Source organism: Stieleria neptunia (genome assembly GCF_007754155.1).
Lineage (GTDB): Bacteria > Planctomycetota > Planctomycetia > Pirellulales > Pirellulaceae > Stieleria > Stieleria neptunia.
In genome coordinates, this window is sequence record NZ_CP037423.1 from 6,578,555 (window position 1) to 6,597,222 (window position 18,668).

Genomic DNA, 18,668 nt, shown 5'->3' on the forward strand with positions numbered 1-18,668 from the left:
AGAATCGACCTTCGAAATGAGAGTGGGCGGTGGGGGGAACCAACGGAGCATGCCGCTTCTTCGGTATCGGACTGACGCGATCGCGACTCTTCCAATCATCGGACCTTTCGGATTAAACAAGTCAGTCCGCGTGGGGTCGCCGCTGTGCGGGAGTTCCCTCAGCCGCGTTGCGTTTCCGGGGCGGCGTGAGGGCGGACGTTGCCGGGAACCACGGGGCGAGCGGGAGGCGCGTCGGCAAGGATCGGGCGCGGCGGCAGGGATCGGGCGCGGCGGCAGGGCAATTAGCCTGCCAAAAAACGTGGCTCGCGATTAATTTTCAGAAATTTCACCGATGCCTCTTGTCAATCAGCGAACCCGCCCCTATCTTTCCGCCTCCTTGGTGAGGGCGAGCGACGCAAGTCGCTTCTCCCCGAGCCAACTGATCATTGACAATTTGGTGGTGAAACTTCTGTTGAGTTCAGCATTTGCGAGATCGCTTTGCTGGGAAGCTGGATGCCCTTCGGGGTGTTTTTCCCGGCAGCAAAATGGCGAATCGCTGGGTCGTTAACCGAACGGCCCGGAGCAGAATCAACTTTCGGTTTAACTTTGATTTTCCCGTGTGAGCCAAACTTGTTTGGCGAGCATGTGATGCAATACAAAATTGAAGGGTTTGATCCTGGCTCAGAATGAACGTTGGCGGCGTGGATTAGGCATGCAAGTCGTGCGAGAAGAGTTTTTTGCTTGCATTAAACTCGGACAGCGGCGAAAGGGAGAGTAACGTGTGGTTACATGCCCAGGGGTCCAGGATAGCGTCGGGAAACTGGCGGTAATACTGGATGATATCTTCGGATCAAAGGTGAGATTCCGCCCTTGGATTGGACCGCATACTATTAGCTTGTTGGTGAGGTAATGGCTCACCAAGGCAGCGATGGTTACCGGGTGTGAGAGCATGGCCCGGCTCACTGGGACTGAGACACTGCCCAGACACCTACGGGTGGCTGCAGTCGAGAATCTTCGGCAATGGACGAAAGTCTGACCGAGCGACGCCGCGTGCGGGATGAAGGCCCTCGGGTTGTAAACCGCTGTCAGTTGGAAGGAAGGGCCTGTGCAGAGCAGGTCTTGACCGATCTTCAGAGGAAGGACGGGCTAAGTTCGTGCCAGCAGCCGCGGTAAGACGAACCGTCCAAACGTTATTCGGTATCACTGGGCTTAAAGCGTGCGTAGGCGGCTTGGTAGGTGTGATGTGAAAGCCCACGGCTCAACCGTGGAATTGCGTCGCAAACCCTCAAGCTTGAGGAAGACAGGGGTGTTGGGAACTTATGGTGGAGCGGTGAAATGCGTTGATATCATAGGGAACACCGGTGGCGAAGGCGCAACACTGGGTCTTTACTGACGCTGAGGCACGAAAGCTAGGGTAGCGAACGGGATTAGATACCCCGGTAGTCCTAGCCGTAAACGATGAACACTGGGTTGAGGGGACTTCCACATCCTCTCGGCCGTAGCGAAAGCGTTAAGTGTTCCGCCTGGGGAGTATGGTCGCAAGGCTGAAACTCAAAGGAATTGACGGGGGCTCACACAAGCGGTGGAGGATGTGGCTTAATTCGAGGATACGCGAAGAACCTTATCCTAGATTTGACATGCTTGAGAGTCTCTATGAAAGTAGAGAGTGCCCTTCGGGGAGCTCTTGCACAGGTGCTGCATGGCTGTCGTCAGCTCGTGTCGTGAGATGTCGGGTTAAGTCCCTTAACGAGCGAAACCCTTATCTCTAGTTGCCAGCGGGTCAAGCCGGGGACTCTAGAGAGACTGCCGGTGTCAAACCGGAGGAAGGTGGGGATGACGTCAAGTCCTCATGGCCTTTATGTCTAGGGCTGCACACGTCCTACAATGGTACGGACAAATGGACGCTAAGCCGCGAGGTGGAGCAAATCCCAAAAACCGTGCCTCAGTTCGGATTGCAGGCTGCAACTCGCCTGCATGAAGCCGGAATCGCTAGTAATCGTAGGTCAGCATACTACGGTGAATGTGTTCCTGAGCCTTGTACACACCGCCCGTCAAGCCACGAAAGTTGGGAGGGCCCGAAGTCGCTGAGCGAACAGTTTACTGACGCAGGCGCCGAAGGTCAGCTCGACGATTGGGACTAAGTCGTAACAAGGTAGCCGTAGGGGAACCTGCGGCTGGATCACCTCCTTTCTAAGGATTCTTAGAAATAGGTTTTCACTGGTGACAGTGGGAATCGAATCCGTGGAAGTGATCTCGCGAAGAGAACTCAACAGGGAAGCTTGCTTCCATTTCACCACCAAAAAATCACGAAGCCCCGCTTCGGACTGTCGCCAGCCGAAGCGGGTTTTTTCGTGCGCGCTGCGGGAGTTGGCAGTGGGCCTGCGATGGTCGCGGGGCGAGTGGGGAAATGGGACCAAGAGGACCTAGGGGACGCATAGGTCCTATCTGCCCCATTGGCCCTATTTTCAATGCCTGGGGACAGACCCCGGGGTGCCTGGGGACAGACCCCGGGGTGCCTGGGGACAGACCCCGGGGTGCCTGGGGACAGACCCCGGGGTGCCTGGGGACAGACCCCGGGGTGCCTGGGGACAGACCCCGGGGTGCCTGGGGACAGACCCCGGGGTGCCTGCGGACAGACCCCGGGGTGCCTGGGGACAGACCCCGGGTGCCCGTGTGATGATTGGCGGGGCCTGCGATGGCGGCGACTCGCGTGGGGAATGGGACCTAGGGGACGCATAGGTCCTATCTGCCCCATTGGTCCTATTTCCAATGCGCGGGGACAGACCCCGGGTCGCGGGAACGGCCCCCCGAACGGGCCTGTGGGAACCGGATTGCGATCGTCGGATTCAACAATCGGGTTTATCGATTAGGCAAGGGTTAACGATTAGGCGGCTGGTGACCGATACATGGATTCGAGGAAGTTGTGTTCGTGCAACTCGTTCCCTACGTCGAAGACGCTGAGTCTGCAACATGTCGTTTCTGTCCCTGCTGCGAAACCCTTGGACTGCCGCCGTTTCTGGCTGTGTGTGGATGGCTTTCGGATCCAACCTCGAAATCCTGTCTGCCGCCGAAGGACGCCCGCTTGCGCAAAATAACATCGCCGTACCGTCGGACGAGGAATCGCCGCTGATGACCTGGCGACCGGTCTCGACTGGCAAGACCGACGGCAAACCGAATCGCCAACAACGTCCCCAGAATCACCAGCGTCAATCGGTCGCCACCGTGTCGCATGAATCTTTCCCCGGCGAATCGTTCGATGCCCACTGTGATACCCTCGGTTGTGACAGCATGGGCATGATGAAACATCAGCGAACCGCGTTTTCCGTCCATACCGAGTACCTGCTGTGGTCACTCGACGCGGTCGACCTGCCCGCCTTGGTCACAACCAGCCCCACAGGTACGTCGGCGGATGACACGGGGCGATTGGGCCAGTCAGGAACATCAGTTTTATTTGGCGGAACCGGCGTCGGTGACGAATTGCGATCTGGCGCTCGAGTCACGCTCAATTGGGGCGTCAATGCATGCGGCGACGGATTTGAATTGAGCGGCCTGGGCGTCTTCGAGGACACCGAGACGTTTCGCGATAGCCGCTCATTGTTGGCCCGCCCCGTCTTTGACACCGGATCGAACACCGAAAGCGCGATGCTGATCGCCCATCCAGATTTCTTGACCGGCAACATTTCTGTACAGGTTGATAGTGAATTGTATGCCTTTGACGTCATGCGTCGTCAGCGACTGTGCACGTCATCGTGCGACCAGTTGGACCTGTTGGTCGGCTATCGTCATGGGCGTCTGGATGAATCGTTGCGGATCGACCAGGCCAGCACGTTCACCGCGGCTCAGGGACAAATCATCGCCGGAACGACCCAATCCCTGTTTGACGACTTCCAAGCGGAAAACCGGTTCCATGGTGCCCAGATCGGGCTGCACTATCTGCGTCGACTTCGCAGCCATTCCACCTTCAACGCGATGGCAAAGCTCGGTTTTGGAGTCAATCAGGCCGAGGCACGGATCGACGGTCAAACGACCAATACGGTTCCCGGAGGCGGATCGAGCACCTTCACCGGTGGGCTGCTGGCTCAATCGACCAACATCGGCAGCTATGATGAATCGGAGTTCAGCGTGATTCCCGAATTGGGTGTGATGTTCACGACGCGATTGGACCGCTACATCGAACTGTCGATCGGCTACAACGTGTTGATCTGGTCCAACACGTTGCGTGTGGCGGACATGATGGATCGCAACGTCTCACAGTTCCCTCCGGAGGTTCCGTCGGGAACGCGTGACCCGTCATTTGAATTCGAAACCGACACCTTCATCGCCCACGGGCTGAGCTTCGGCGCCGTGGTTTCGTTCTAGTGTCTTGTCAGCTGACGCTGTCGGGATCGCAAGCTGGAAGCTTACGCCACTTTATTCCCGATGGTTGTTAGGACGACTGAACGGTGATCGTCAGCACCTGTTCGACGGTCAGGCCGTAGCGGTCTAGTGCGAGCACACGAATGCTGAACGAACTGGGTGATCCGGAATCGATTGCCACCGCCGACTTCAATTGATCGCCGTCGATCGTGAACGAGGCGTTGTCGGTATCTCCAGATCCGGCAACCAAGCTGAAGCTATGGATGTCGGATGAATTGGAATCCGTCGCCGTCAACGTGCCGACCACCGTTCCCGACGGATCACCGTCGGTCAGTGTTGAATTGCTGAGCAACACGGCCGAAGGCGCGACGTTGGTTTCGGTCACGTCGATGCTGAAGACTTGCTCGGTGAACAGTCCCTGCGAATCTTCGGCCCGTACGCGAACCGAGTACAGCGATTGGATCGCATCGTCGACCGCTTCGGTGATCACGAGCTGATTGTTCTCGATCTTGAAGTCGGCGTTGTCGGTGTCGCCATCGCCGGAGACGAGAGACAGCGTCAACGTGTCGCCGCTGTCGGGGTCGTCGGCGAACAGGTCTCCGATCACGGTGTCGGCGGGCTGGTCGTCGGCGACCGATGAAAAGCTGAGCCCCAGGTTTTCCGGCGTCTCATTGACGTCGGACACGGAAATGGAAACCGCTTGTTCAAACGATTCGCCAAAATTGTCGGTGGTGCGAACACGGATGCTGTACGCCGACTGTGTTTCAAAATCCAGGTCCGCCGCGGTTTGCACAACGCCGTCGACGATCGTGAAGGACGCATTGTCGCTGTCGCCGTCTCCGGCAACAAGCTGGTAGGAATGCGTATCGCTGGCATTGGCGTCGGTCGTCGTCAACGTCCCCACCACGGTACCCACCGCAACGTTTTCGGCGACGGTCGTCTGCGACAACGCAATCGCGGTGGGTGCGACGTTGGATTCGGTGACGCTGATCGTGAAGGTCTGCTCGGCGTTCAGGCCATCGGCGTCCTGGACGTGGACGCGGATCGAGTAACTGCTTTTGGTGGACTGATCGGCCGCGAAGGCGGTCAGCAGTTGATCGCCGTTGATCGTGAACTCGGCATTGTCGTCGCCGCCGGTTCCACTGACCAGCGTGTAGGTCAACGTCTCCGACGCGTCGGGGTCATCGCTGCTAAGCACGCCGACAACCGTTCCCGATGCTTCCCCGTCAGCGACGTGTGACGAACTGAGAGACACCGTCGATGGGCCTTCATTGACATCCGTGACATTGACGACAAATGTTTCTTCGGTCGACAGTCCGGCGGAATCCGTGCTGCGGACGCGGATGCTGTAGGACGATTGAGTCTCGAAGTCGGCAACATCAGCGATCTGCAACTCGTCGCCGCTGATCACAAACGAGGCGTTGTCGGTGTCACCGCTGCCGCTGACCAGGGTGTAGGTATGCGAGTCGGATGGATTCGCGTCGGTACTGGACAGCGTTCCGATGGCGGTGTTGGCGGCGGAATCCTCCGCGACGGTGTTGGCCGACAGACTGATCGCCGACGGAGCGCTATTGGGCTCGGCCACGGTGATCGTAAACGTCTGCTCGACAACCAAACCGCCCGCATCTTCGGCTTGAATGCGAACGCTATAGCTGCCTTGTTGGAAGAAGTCGGCGGCGAATGCCGTGACCAGTTCCGTCCCCGAAATCGTGAACGAAGCGTTGTCGGTATCGCCGTCGCCGGCGACCAACGAGTAGGTCGCCGAATCGCCGGAGTCGGGGTCGGTGACAGAAAGCGTGCCGACCGATGTGCCGCTGGGGTCGCCGTCAGTGAGCTCCGTCGAGTCGAGCGTGAGTGCATCCGGTGCTTCGTTGACATCGGAGACCGAGATCGTGAACACGTCTTCGACGAACAGCCCGAACGGATCGGTGCTGCGAACACGGACGCTATAGCTGGACTGGGTCTCGAAATCCAATGCGGTGTTGAGTGTCAGCGTGTCGCCGTCGATGGCGAAGGACGCGTTGTCGGTATCGCCGGTGCCGGCAACCAAGGTGTAAACAAACACGTCTGACGAATTCGCATCGGTGGTGGTCAACGTTCCGACAACGGAATCCACGGCGGCGTCTTCGGCGATCGTCGCATTGCTGAGTGCGACCGCGGTCGGGGCAACATTCTCGTTGGTGATGCTGATCGTGAAGGTGTTTTCGACGGAGAGCCCGTCGGCGTCGGTGACGTTGACCCGAATCGAGTAACTGGACTTTGTACTTTGGTCCGCTGCGAACGCGGTCGTCAGTTGGTCATCGGAAATCGTGAAGGACGCGTTGTCATCATCGCCGGTCCCGGACACGAGCGTGTACGTCAGCGTGTCGGCGTTGTCGGGGTCATCGCTGGAGAGCGTTCCCACCGCGGTTCCGCTGGGTTGGCCGTCGGCGACGCTGGAATGACTGAGCGAAATCGTGGTGGCCGCTTCGTTGACATTGGTAACGGAAATCACCAGCACTTGTTCGACAAACAGGCTGGTCGAGTCGGTGCTGCGGACGCGGATCGTGTAGGAGTCTTGCGATTCAAAATCGAACGATTCCGCGGTCAGAAGTTGTCCGCCGGAGATCGTGAAGGATGCGTTGTCGTCGTCACCGTCGCCGGACACCAGCGTGTAGGTGTGCGAATCACTGGGGTTGGAATCGGTTGTTTGCAGGTCACCGACCACGGTCGCGGCCGCGCTGTTTTCGGCAACCGTGTCGCTGCTGAGCGTGACTTCCGAAGGTGCCGAATCACCTTGTGTGATCGTAAACACCTGTTCGAACGTTTCACCGCCGGCGTCGGTCGTCCGCACCCGCACGCTATAGCTGGTTTGCGAACTGAAATCCAACGTCGCGGCGGTTTGAAGTTCGTCGCCGGAGATGGAGAACGAGGCGTTGTCGTCGTCTCCGGTTCCACTGACCAGGGAATACGAGAAGGTATCGCCGGAATCGACATCGGTGGTGGCGAGCGTGCCGACCGTCGTGCCGACCGCTGCGTCCGCTCCGACGGTGGAGTTGCTGAGGGTCAGCGCGGTCGGCGTTTCGTTGACGTCTGAAACGTTGATGGTAAACGTCTGGTCGACCGACAAACCGCCCGCATCGGTGCTTCGCACGACCACGCTGTAGCTGGATTTTGTTTCAAAGTCCAGCGCCGTGCCGACCAGCAGTGCGTCTGCGGAGATGGTGAACGCGGTGCTGGTGGTACTTCCGTCGATGGAAACGATGCTGTAAGTGTGGGTGTCACCGCTGTCCGCATCGGTGGTGCTGAAGGTGCCGACGGCCGTTCCGCTGGACACGTTTTCGTCGACCGTCGTGCTGTCGATCGCCAGAGCGGTCGGAGCAGCGTTGGCATGCTCGATCGTCAACGTCAGCACTCGTTCGACGAAACGGCCGGTCGAATCGGTCGATCGGACACGGATCGTGACCGAGTTCTGGGCGGAAGCATCGAAGGTTTGTGCGGTAACGAGCGAGTTGCCGTTGATGGTGAACGACGCGTTGTCGGTATCGCCGGTTCCGCTGGCGAGTGTGTAGGTGTGAGTGTCACCGGAGTCGGGGTCGGAGGTCGTGAAGGTGCCCACGGTCGTGCCGACGGCGACTGAATCATCGATGCTGTCGGATGACAAACTGATTCCCGTCGGCGCTTGGGCATCGGGAAGGTCGGGAATGTTCGGCGTCGACAGCCCCACGACTCGGCGCAGCACATCGCTGGCATCCAACGGGCTGACTCCATCGACACCGGTCACGTCGCCCAACAGGACGGGGTCAATGTTGGGGTACAAGCGAGTCGACGCGGTGGTGCTGGTCGGGTTGGAGAACACGAACCCTGAATCCAGATCCACTCCGACCCGGGCGATCAACCGAGCGTCTTCGGCATCGTAGCGTCGGTTTTGATTCACGTCGCCCGCGAACGCCACGACATGCAAGGCGTCGTCGCCGGTTGCATCCAAGCCCCCCGCGTTGACTTCGATCGATGTCATGCGGACGGATTGGCTGGTCCCATACGTCGCGTCTTCGGGGACGGTTGCGATGATGTCGACCAGATCGGCGGCGCCGGCGTCCAACGGGGCGAGACTGAAGAAGGAGATAGTGGCGACGCCGGGGACGGTCAAATTGACATCGACTTGACTGTTGGCCGGAGCATCGCTGCCCAGTTGGACGCCGCTGATATCCAGCAACGTCGGATCGTATTCGATCGTCAACGTCAACGACGTGACCCCGTCGGCATCGCTCAATTGAATCGGCAATCCCGGCGGCAGATCCTCTCCGCTGCCGGCGGCCGGGACCTGGATCGTTTGCGTCGGGCCGCGCACGAAGTCTGGCAAGCTGACGACGAGCGCCGGTCCGCTGGAGACGGTGAAGGTATCGACAAAGTCTCCGCCCGCCACGGAATCGTCGTCCCCGTCCAGCAATTCGCCGTCCGCCAGATCCGTGAACCCATCGGCCGCACTACGCAGCGTCACGGTGTAGGTGTCGGCCGCCAAGGGTCCGCCGCTAGCGATGAAAGTCACTGAAGTGCCGTCAAGGATCAACGATCCCGCGACGTCTCCCGTATTCGCGCCGGTCAGGGTCACATCGGCGGCGCCCGCCAGGCCGTTTTCGGAGTCGTAGAGGTTGATGACTGAGGTGTCAATTTCTTCGCTCAGTTCCGCCACAAACCCGCTGGGCGTGGGGCTAAACGAAGCGATGGTGGCGGCCAACACACGTCGCGATTCCAGTGTTTCCAGTCGACTTCGACGTCCGAATTGCTTCCGCGAGCGGTTGCGAGAATGCCGGGCGGACCAGTGGCGAGACGCGAGACGCGAGAAAAATCCCTTGGTGTGTTGACGCATATTGACGTGAGACCTTGTCCGGGGAATGCCGGTGCAAAAAAGCGGTGTGGGGCAGTCCATCGCGGAAGATTCATCGCCGTCGAGAAATCCATTGGGCGGCGTTCGGCTATCAGGGCAGATTCGCCAACATGACGATCTGCCCGTGCCTGTCAGGCGGAATCGTCCGCCGGGATGTCACACCACAAGAAAAGTTTTTGGGCACAATTTGCGGAAGTGCAGGCCCGTCGCCCGCCTCGCACCGATACGCATCAAGTTAAGCGATCCGTTCATCAACAAAGTGATCGTCACCCTCCCTCTGGGAGAGTGACTTCTTTACGTGATGCCGATGCCCACCGCTTCGCTCGCCCTCCTGCCAGAAGGGTGACTTGAAAACCGCACGGCCTCTCGATTCGGTGAAAGGAGAGCCAGAATCAGTTAGTTCGACGGCGGTTGGCTGGTCAGGGCGACGAGCGCCTCGATGGCTCGGCCTTTTTGCCCCTCTCGCAGAATCAAATAACGGTCTCGACCGTCGTCGGCCGGCTGGAACGTCGTCAGCCCGTCTTTGTCGACCGTCACGTTTCCGGGCGGTGAAAGATCAAAGTAGTCCCGGTCCGGTCGCACCGCATGCAACACCGACGTCAGGTCCCAAGTCGGACGATCATGCGGCGGGGGATTGTAGAGCACATAGGCTTCGGCGACCGGATGGTGATCGACATAGGCAAAGTCCTTTTCAATGCTCTCGTGCGGGTAGCGAAGATTCAAACCGATTTCGTATCCACTCCAGACGATCGGAACCGGCCAGTTTTCGGCCAAATACTTGGCACTTTCCAAATCCTTGACGACGTTGTACTCACGGTGATCGTACAGTTGACCCTGGTTGTTGGGGATCTTGGTGAAGGCGCCGGCCATCGCCGACAACAGACGCACCTTCTGCTTGACCAGATCCACGCCGGACAGCTTGCTGTGCTGGTCCGGGCCGCTGCGCAGCAGGTTTGCCAGGTTGGTTGAGAAACCGACTTGGGCGATCACCACGCTTTGATCCTCGGCTGCCGCCAACGTTTGCCGCAACAGGTCGACCGCGCCTAGGGCGTCCTCGCCGGAGCGGAGGTCGTGCTCGTAACGCAATCGGCCGTCATCTTTTTGTTCGGCCAAGACGTTGAACCTGCCCTTTTCGGGGGTCACGCCACTGTCGCAAACCCCGATGGGAATTTCGCCGCGCCCATAAAACGTGTTGAGCGCGTCGGTGAAGGCGGCCGCCAACGGGTTGTCTTTGGTGATCGTGACGGCCAGCAATTCACACTCGCCACGCGACTGCAGCGAATGGATCACGCCCACCGCCATCACGTCGTCGCAATCATTTCCGATATCGGTGTCAAAGATCAGTTGGACCGGACGCTCGAACTGTTGGGCCGACACGCTGGACATCGCGAGCAACGAAATCGAACCGAGCAGAAAGGGGGAAAGGCAGGTCAAAAGCGGTGGGAAGAATCTCATGAGGTGTCATCGTAAGGTGGGAGAAAATACAGCAGCACAAACGTTTGTGCCAAATTGTAGCCCCGACCGACTCGGCTTTGCCAGTACGCGTCGGCTGAACTCGACGACCGCTGACGTGAGACACGGGCGACGCCCCGGAAGGGCCATCGTACATCGGAAAAGCGATCGTCTTAAGCTGGACGGTCTCTCAAATCGACAAACCGCCCCGAGTTTCGTAAGTTGAGCCCGCCGAGTCAGTTGCGATCCCACTCCCCCACCCATCACGATGATCAAACAAAGCTATGCGATTCTCGGGTCCGGCGCCGTCGGAGGCCTGTACGGTGCGATGCTTGCCCGGGCCGGGCACGACGTTCACTTTCTGTTGCACTCCGACTACGAGCATGTCCGCCGACACGGATGGAACATCGAAAGCCACTGGGGCGATTTTGATTTGCCCACGGTCAACGCACACGCGTCGATCGACACCGTACCGGCCTGTGACGTCACGTTGGTCGGTTTAAAGACCGTCAACAACCATCTGCTGCCATCACTGCTTGCCAAGCCGACCTCGCAAGGCGGCGTGGCCTTGATCTTGCAAAACGGACTCGGCGTCGAACGCGACGTCGCGGAACTTCTGGGCGACCAACGCGTCTTCGGCGGTTGCTGTTTTCTGTGCAGCAACAAAGTCGGACCGGGGCACATCCGCCACATCGACTACGGACGCATCGTCTTCGGCCCCTATCAAAACTCCCCGGAGACGTTGTCCAAGGCCGAACAGATTTGTGGCGAGATGACTGCGGCGGGCATCGAAGTTCAAACCTCGGACGATCTGAACATGGTGCGTTGGCGAAAGTTGATGTGGAACATCCCCTTCAACGGGCTGTCGGTGGCGTTGGATGCATCGACCGACAAATTGATCGGCAACGAGACGTCGGTCCAATTGATCCGCGACATCATCACCGAAGTCCATCGGGCGGCGATCGCCTGCGGTGCGTCGATCGATTCGACGTGGATCGAAAAGACGATCGACCACACGCGAACGATGAAGCCCTATGATAGCAGCATGCGTCTGGACTACCTGGCGGGGCGAACAATGGAGCTGCAGCGGATTCTCAAGACGCCGATCGACACGGCCAACGCCGCGGGCGTTGCGATGCCTAAGGTTGAGATGCTCTACCAGATGCTGAGTTTCATGGAGTCGGCGCGGCAAGCCGACGACCATTCCGAAGCGTAAAAGGCTTTGCGGATAACGATCGTGACCAACAAAAAAACGCACGGCCTTCCCCCCGAAAGGCCGTGCGTTGGCAGCTTCCTCGCCAATGCGTGAGACTGTCGTGTCGACGCGGTGGATTCGATCGTCGATCAGCATTTCGCTACATCACCGGCTCCGGCGAAGTGCGAGACGAAGAATCATTCCGCGGGGACAATCATCACGAGGACGCGAGGAAGCGTCGTTTCGATAGCACTTGTGCTCGTTCTCCAAAGTTAAAGTCGGTGGCGTCTTCATCGATTCCGAGTTCCAGATCGGTGAAGACATCGTCGACGACGGTGGCGGTCGCTCCGCTGCCGACGGTGTTCTGGCCGGTCAAGAAATCATCCGGCTGAACCTCTTCGACTTGATAGGTTCCCGCCCCAAGTTGCGTGAATTCGTAATCGCCGTTTGCGTCGGTCAACACGGTGCGTTCTGCGATCGCGTCGCCCGAGCTGTCGGTTCCGGTCAGCCGAATCTGGACACCCTCGATGCCGACTTCATCGGCATCACGAACGCCGTCATTGTCCCGATCAAAGTAGACCGAACCGCTGATCGACCGAATCATCGGGTCGACCTCCGTCGTTGCTGAATCGGTATTGTTGGTATCGTCCGATTCATTCGTCGTCGTTGATACAACCACGACGTTTTGCAGATTTCCACTCGCCGTGTCATCGACCGTCGCATTGATGGTGAAGCTGAACGACGCACCGGGCGCGAGATCACCGGCGTCGACGGTCACGACGCCATTGGTCTCCGACAACGCATTGCTGTCTTGGTCGGTACCGCTGACGAAGGTGACGCCGGTGGGAAGCGTGTCGGTTGCGACCGAGCCGAACGCTGTCGACACGCCGTCGTTGGTCACCGTGACGGTGTAAACCAGGGTGTCTCCGGCTTGCACGATGTCATCATCGACCGTTTTCTCGACCGTCAAATCAGCCTGCGGCGTCGCGGTGATCTCGGCAGTTGCCGTGTTATTGGTCGTGTCCGTCTCGCCCGTGTCGGCGGTGACGCTGGCAGTATTGGTCACCGTCCCGCTGGTGTCGACGCCGACGGTAAAGACCAACGTCGCCGTCAAGGTCTCGTTTTCGTCCAGCGAGACCGCGGGGAAGGTCACGGTGCTGCCCGACAGCGATGCCGCTTGCCCGCCGATGGAGCCGCTGACAAAGGTCAATCCGGCCGGCACGTCATCGGTCAGGACCACGTTGGTGGCGGTACTGGGGCCGGAATTGGTCACGTCAATCGTGTAGGTCACGTTGCTACCCGGATCCGGCGTCGTGTCTCCGGCGGACTTGGTCAGCGTCACGTCGAATTGCGGCGTCACGTCCGTCGTCGCCGTGTCGCTGTTGTTGGTGGTGTCCGTTTCCGCACCGGCCACGGTGATGCTGCCGGTGTTGACGATCGATCCCGTGGCATCGTCATTGACCGACGCGGTGACGGTGAACGTTCGCGTCTCCCCGACGGGAATCGGGTCGTGCACGACGGTCACGGTCTGCTGCGCCGTGTCGAACCCGGACGAGGTGGCATCGGGCGCGTCGATGGTCAACCCGGTCAATCCGGCCGGCAGCGTATCGGTGAAGGTGACTTCGCCGGAATCGCTGACGCTGTCGGTGTCGTGGGAGATCGTGAACGTGTAGGTCAACGTATCCTGCCCGGGAACCGCGGTCGCGGCATCGACAACCTTGGTCATCACCAAATCGGTGTCGACGGTGATCGCCACGTCCACGTCGTCACTGTCGTTCGTTGCGTCGGTGTCGACATCGGTGGTCGTGATATCGGCTTGGTTGTTCAACGTGCCCGTGGCGGAACTGGCAATGTCGACGACGAAGGTAAACGTTTCGGTTTGACCGCTGGTCAGCGTGCCGACATCAAACGTTAGGATCTGGCCGTTCTCGGTGACCGTCACTCCCGATGTTCCGGCATCAAAGCTATCGAAGGTCAAACGGGCATCCAGCGTGTCAACGACCTCGACGCCTCGGGCGACGCCCGGGCCGTTGTTGGTGACTTCGACCGTGTAAGTCAACTGCTCGCCGGCAACCGCGGTCCCCGTCGTGGTTTTGGTGACTGCGACATCCACGTTGCGGACTACCGGCGTGGTTTCGGTCGCGCTGTTGTTGGACGGATCGGAATCGGTGTCGGGCGATCCGGCGACGGTGGCGGTATTGTCAAGCGTGTCACCGGCGTCAGCGGCGACCAGCACGACGACATCGATAACCGCTGTCGCGGAGGCGGCCAGATCATCGATGCTGATCGACAGGCTGCCGCTACCCGCGGGATTTTCGGTCACCGTGCCGCTGCCGGTGGTGAACGTGGCACTGACGAAGGACAGGTCGGCCGGCAGATCATCCGTTGCCGTGATTCCGGTCGCGGTATCCGGACCGTTGTTCGTCACCGTGATGGTGTAGGTGAACTGTTCCCCGGCGACGACCGATCCCGTTGTGTTGTCGGACTTGGTGATGGCCAGGTCGGTGGTGACCAACGTGGCCACGGCATCATCGGAGTTGTTGGTGTCGTTGGTTTCGACCTGATCGCCGCTGATCGTCGCGGTGTTGGTCAAGTCCGCGGTTTGCCCGTTGTCGATGTCGACGGCGATTCGAATCGTGTCGTTCGCTCCGGCTGCCAGTGTGCCGATCGCGACGCTCACGTTCTGGCCGTTGATCGTCGGCGTGTAGCTTCCGAAGTTGGAATTGGCCTGATTGATGGTCATGCCCGCAGGGATCACGTCGTCAATCACGACGGTGGTGGCATCGAGGGGCCCGTCGTTTTGGAAGGCGATGTCGAAGAACGCCTCGCCACCGCTTTGCAGCGTCGACGCGGCGGAATCGAGGGTTTTGGTGATCACCAGATCGATCGTCGGAACGACACCGAAGTCCACCGACAAGTTGGTGCTGGAATCGGAATCGCCGTCATCGGTGGGCTCGGCCCCGGCGACCAAGGTGATTTCGCCGGTGACGATTCCGACGCCCGCGACCAGGGTTCCGTTGTCGTCGTCACTGACGTCGTCATCCGGATCCGCCGCCGGGTCGTTTCCGGTGCTGGAGACGTGACCGAACAAGGATTGCCCGGCCCCCAATTCGGACTCGGGGATGACCACGACATAGTTGCCGGCGGAGAGCTGGGCAAAGGAGTAGTCGCCGTTGCCGTCAGTCACTGTGGTTGCCACTGCGGCCTGCGTGCTCGGGTCGATCGCGCCACCGCCGACGGGTTCGGCGTAGAGATCGACGGTGACTCCGGAGACTCCGGTTTCGCCGCCGTCGAGTTCACCGTCGTTGGTGTCCGCTCCACCGCCAAAATCGGAGAAGACGGTACCGCCGAGAGTCAGCAGTTGCGTGTTTTGCAGGTTGCTGGTGACCGGGGCCGGGCCGCGCGATTCGACAACCGAAAAGAAGATGTCGTTATCGGCGTTGGTGATGGCGGCTTGAGCGCGGATCGCGATGATGTCGTTGAAATCGGCCGGTGCGCTGAATCCGGGTTCGGTCGCGATGATTCCCCAACCGGCATCGTCGAATTCGACAAAGATGGACTGCAGCGTCGCGTTCTGCTGAATCGGAATGGTGATCTCCGACCCTGCGGTTGCCGACGTGATGACGGTCACGATCATCGATTCCGCTTGGTTGGCCCCACGACCGACGATTTCGATCCCGGTGTTGGTGGGGACGGCTCCACCGGCCGTTCCGCCTGCCAACGACGAGGCCGGTGAAAACCCGGGCGGCACGGTCAATCCGAAGGCTCCATCGTCTCCGTCGTATTCGACCGTCACTTCGCTCGTCGCCCCGCCACCGGTGCTCAGACTCATCAGTTGGTTGGCCGTATCGACTTGGAACGTCGTATTGCCGGCAGCACCGGTGTGGGTCAGTTGGGCGTCGCGATGTTCACCCAAGGCGTTCCCCGCGGCGACCGTTTGATTGACCGTCTGGGTAGCGACGGCTGTCGCGATTTGCGCACCGCTGGTGAAATCGTCGATCGTCACGATGGTTTCGCCATCGGCGTCATCGGCGGTGATTTCGACCAGTTGAGCCGATGGCTCGTCGACATCACCGGGCGCCGCGCCCTGGAGCACAAAGTAGGTATCGACCGACAGGTCATCAAAGCGATACTGCCCCGGGACAGGGTCCGCATTCGTGTCGGTCGTCACGGTGTCGACCAACACGTCGGTTCCGGCATCGTACGTGTCGTTCGCGTTGGTGTCGCGATAGAGCTCGACCGTCACGCCTTCCAAACGTGGGTCATCGCCGGTCAGACCGTCACCGGTCAGGTCGGTAAACGCGACACCGGAGATTGCACCGATATCGGCGGCCAGCAATTGGCGTTTGACCAATGACTCGTGCCGCAACACGCGACGACGCTTGTTGCTTCTTGTTTCGGTATCTGAACGATGCTTGCGACGCACCAGTCGCTGAATCATTCGTTGCCAGACCATGGGAACGTTCCTGTAATCGGGTGATCCGAACGCCGATCATCACGATGCGTGGATCGTGACCGCTGCACTGCCTGATTGCGATCGGCGTTCAATTGTTCGGGGGGAGACCAGTCTCAATCGCTGCTATCGGCCCCGGGCGGAGAAGAATTCACCCAGCTGCAGGTTTTAACGATTACCACCGGTACTCCAGGCCGTAGGTCAAGCCGTGAGCCCAGTAGTCGGTCGTGTCGAAGGCGAACAGGGGACGCGGGTCGCTGGCACCGGTGATCGCCGGAGGCAGCTGATTGGTGTCAATCATGGTCGGGATGTGTTGCCCCGGACGGACGACGTTGGACCAGTAAATGCCGGTGTATCCGAACGTCGCCTTCAAGTGATCGGTCAACTGATACCCCAGCGTCAGATTCAGCTCGGGCAACACGGAGAACTCATCTTGTTGATGCGTGCCGCTGTTGGATGCCAGTGCCAATAGCCCCGCGTCGTAGGTTTCCGTCGTCGGATTGGCCGCGTCGTTGCGATCGACGATCACCGTCTGGCCCGCGATCCGAACCGTTTGACGCGTGTTGCCGACCGCCAGGCGAACCAGGCTTTCGCAAGTCCAGTAGCCGCGTGTGATGCGGTAGTTCCAAGCCAAGTCGATGCCGTTGAATTGGTTCTCGGTATCAAATTGGTCCATGATATCGAAGTCACCAATGTTGAAGGTCCCGTTGTTGGTCAGGTCTTCGGTGATGCCCACCCCTTCATCGAGCTGCATGAACCGATATCCCACTCGGAATTCCGATCGCGAGCAGTAGTGGCCGGCACCTCCGCAGAACAACCATTGACGACAGCCTTCATCACAGCACATCATCCGACGCAGATAAACACTGCCGCCGGCAAGTTCGCTGTAAGCGGTCACACCGACCGTCCCGGTCAATTGGATGTCGGCGCCGTTGTTCAGTGCGACCAACTCGGCATCCTCTCGGCCCGTCAGCGTGTTGAAGAACGGCCGAGCCAAGATCGGGTTGCCCGTGCTGGTGGCCGAAAAACTTTCCGATTCGCGATCGAGTTCCAGGTAGTCGGCACCGACACCGAAGGTGTGGCATCGATCCAGCCAGAATCCGAACTTCAGCCGCCATCCGGCGCGTGAATCGTCGAACAACGCCCCACCCGGGCCGCCAAACAGCGTGGTCGTGGTGTCTCGCGTCAACACGCCCGCGTCGGCTTGAGCAGTGCCCGACGGTGACTGGGTGACCAACGCGGGCAGTTCCATCCCGTCGGACCAAAACCCGAGGCCTTCAAAGGAAACCCAGCCGTCCTGGGGAAGACTGAGCGTGATGGCCGGTCGCCATGCGCGTCCACTGGGAAGCTCGCCGCACAGGCTGCATCCGCAATTCGGCCCGCAGCTGCCCATCGAATCGCAACCGATGCCGTCACAGCCGACCGAACCGCAACCGCAGCTCGCTCCCATCGCGTCGCAAGAGCCGTCGACGATTGCGGATTCGTAAATGATCTCGCCTTCCATCGGCGGAGGCGTTGGAATTTGGTGCCCGGCTTGTCGGACGCCCGACGGACGCGCCGCAGCGGCATTCGCGGAATCCGGTTTGCCGGACGCCATTCTCTGGCTCGGTCGTACCGCCTGGGCGTGGCGACTGTTCTTGGGTTGCACCGCCGGCTGAGCCGCCGGACGCCGGACTTGTTTCGTCACGCCCGCAGAGGATCGGGTGGGAGACCAGCTGGCACGGGCCGCCTGCACATGCTCGGGCTGATCGACGTCATCACGTTGCTGGCTCGATGAAGTCTGTGCGCTGGCACTCGGTGCCCCGAGCGGGCTGAGCGAAAACGCCGTCAGCAAGGCGACAGCGAGCGGGCGGGAAAGTTGAAAATTAGGCACGGTCGTCACCACTTGAGACTCTGGGGGGGTAAAACCCGGCTGCGGCCGAATCCGCGACGCTCGCGGAAGACTGACGTCTTGGCAAAGGGAGGCCAAACGCAGCAAGGGTTTTCGGAGTGCCGCCGCGTTTCACGCAGCGGGCACGACCTGTCAGTTGCGATATCGACGCGCCCCCAAAGTCCCCTGCAGGCAAAATCCGAAAAATCGGAAAAATCATCAAACACGGCGCAACCGTTACAAATTGCCAACCATGGCGATGGAGCCGCGTCGCATCGGTCGCATTCGTCGCATTGGTCCCATCGGGGTGAAATAGGACCAATAGGACAGATACGACCCATAGGACAACTGCCGACTGACAACTGCCGACTGCCTCCCCGGACCACTTGACCTGACCGCCCTCAGATTGGTACTCGACACACAGCGAACCGGTCCACCGGCCGTTCGCTGTTGTTTCTTCAACCAATCCACTGACTTTTTCAAAGATCCTTGTGAC

At 59.8% G+C, this 18,668-nt stretch carries 6 protein-coding genes and 1 rRNA gene; 3 read left to right on the top strand and 4 right to left on the bottom strand.

From position 1 onward, the window contains the following. The first annotated feature begins 637 nt into the window (after nucleotides 1-637). Together Enr13x_RS22910 and Enr13x_RS22915 are read left to right on the top strand one after the other, a co-directional pair. Nucleotides 638-2,169: ribosomal RNA gene (locus Enr13x_RS22910) — 16S ribosomal RNA — on the top strand. A 780-nt stretch (nucleotides 2,170-2,949) separates the two neighbouring features. After that, nucleotides 2,950-4,338: a BBP7 family outer membrane beta-barrel protein gene (locus Enr13x_RS22915; RefSeq protein ID WP_231743722.1), complete on the top strand. Its 1,389-nt coding sequence runs from the start codon at nucleotides 2,950-2,952 to the stop codon at nucleotides 4,336-4,338. A 67-nt stretch (nucleotides 4,339-4,405) separates the two neighbouring features. Here Enr13x_RS22915 and Enr13x_RS22920 read toward each other — a convergent pair whose 3' ends face one another. Beyond that, the gene (locus tag Enr13x_RS22920) at nucleotides 4,406-9,184 is read right to left on the bottom strand and encodes a cadherin domain-containing protein (protein ID WP_197455296.1); all 4,779 of its coding nucleotides are present in this window, start codon (nucleotides 9,182-9,184) and stop codon (nucleotides 4,406-4,408) included. A 414-nt stretch (nucleotides 9,185-9,598) separates the two neighbouring features. Then, nucleotides 9,599-10,588, bottom strand: a complete 990-nt coding sequence (locus tag Enr13x_RS22925) for a nucleoside hydrolase (protein ID WP_145392624.1) — start codon at nucleotides 10,586-10,588, stop codon at nucleotides 9,599-9,601. A gap of 334 nt (nucleotides 10,589-10,922) precedes the next feature. Here Enr13x_RS22925 and Enr13x_RS22930 point away from each other — a divergent pair, with 334 nt between their 5' ends. Then, nucleotides 10,923-11,870 (top strand): putative 2-dehydropantoate 2-reductase, encoded by a 948-nt coding sequence (locus tag Enr13x_RS22930; protein WP_145389193.1) that lies wholly within the window; start codon nucleotides 10,923-10,925, stop codon nucleotides 11,868-11,870. 196 nt (nucleotides 11,871-12,066) lie between these two features. On the opposite strand, the gene Enr13x_RS22935 is transcribed toward Enr13x_RS22930, so the two are convergent. Both Enr13x_RS22935 and Enr13x_RS22940 read right to left on the bottom strand, forming a co-directional pair. Beyond that, entirely contained in the window at nucleotides 12,067-16,305 is a 4,239-nt protein-coding gene (locus tag Enr13x_RS22935) for a beta strand repeat-containing protein (protein ID WP_145389194.1), read from the bottom strand. A gap of 172 nt (nucleotides 16,306-16,477) precedes the next feature. Beyond that, nucleotides 16,478-18,184: a BBP7 family outer membrane beta-barrel protein gene (locus tag Enr13x_RS22940; protein ID WP_197455298.1), complete on the bottom strand. Its 1,707-nt coding sequence runs from the start codon at nucleotides 18,182-18,184 to the stop codon at nucleotides 16,478-16,480. Nucleotides 18,185-18,668 lie beyond the last annotated feature (484 nt).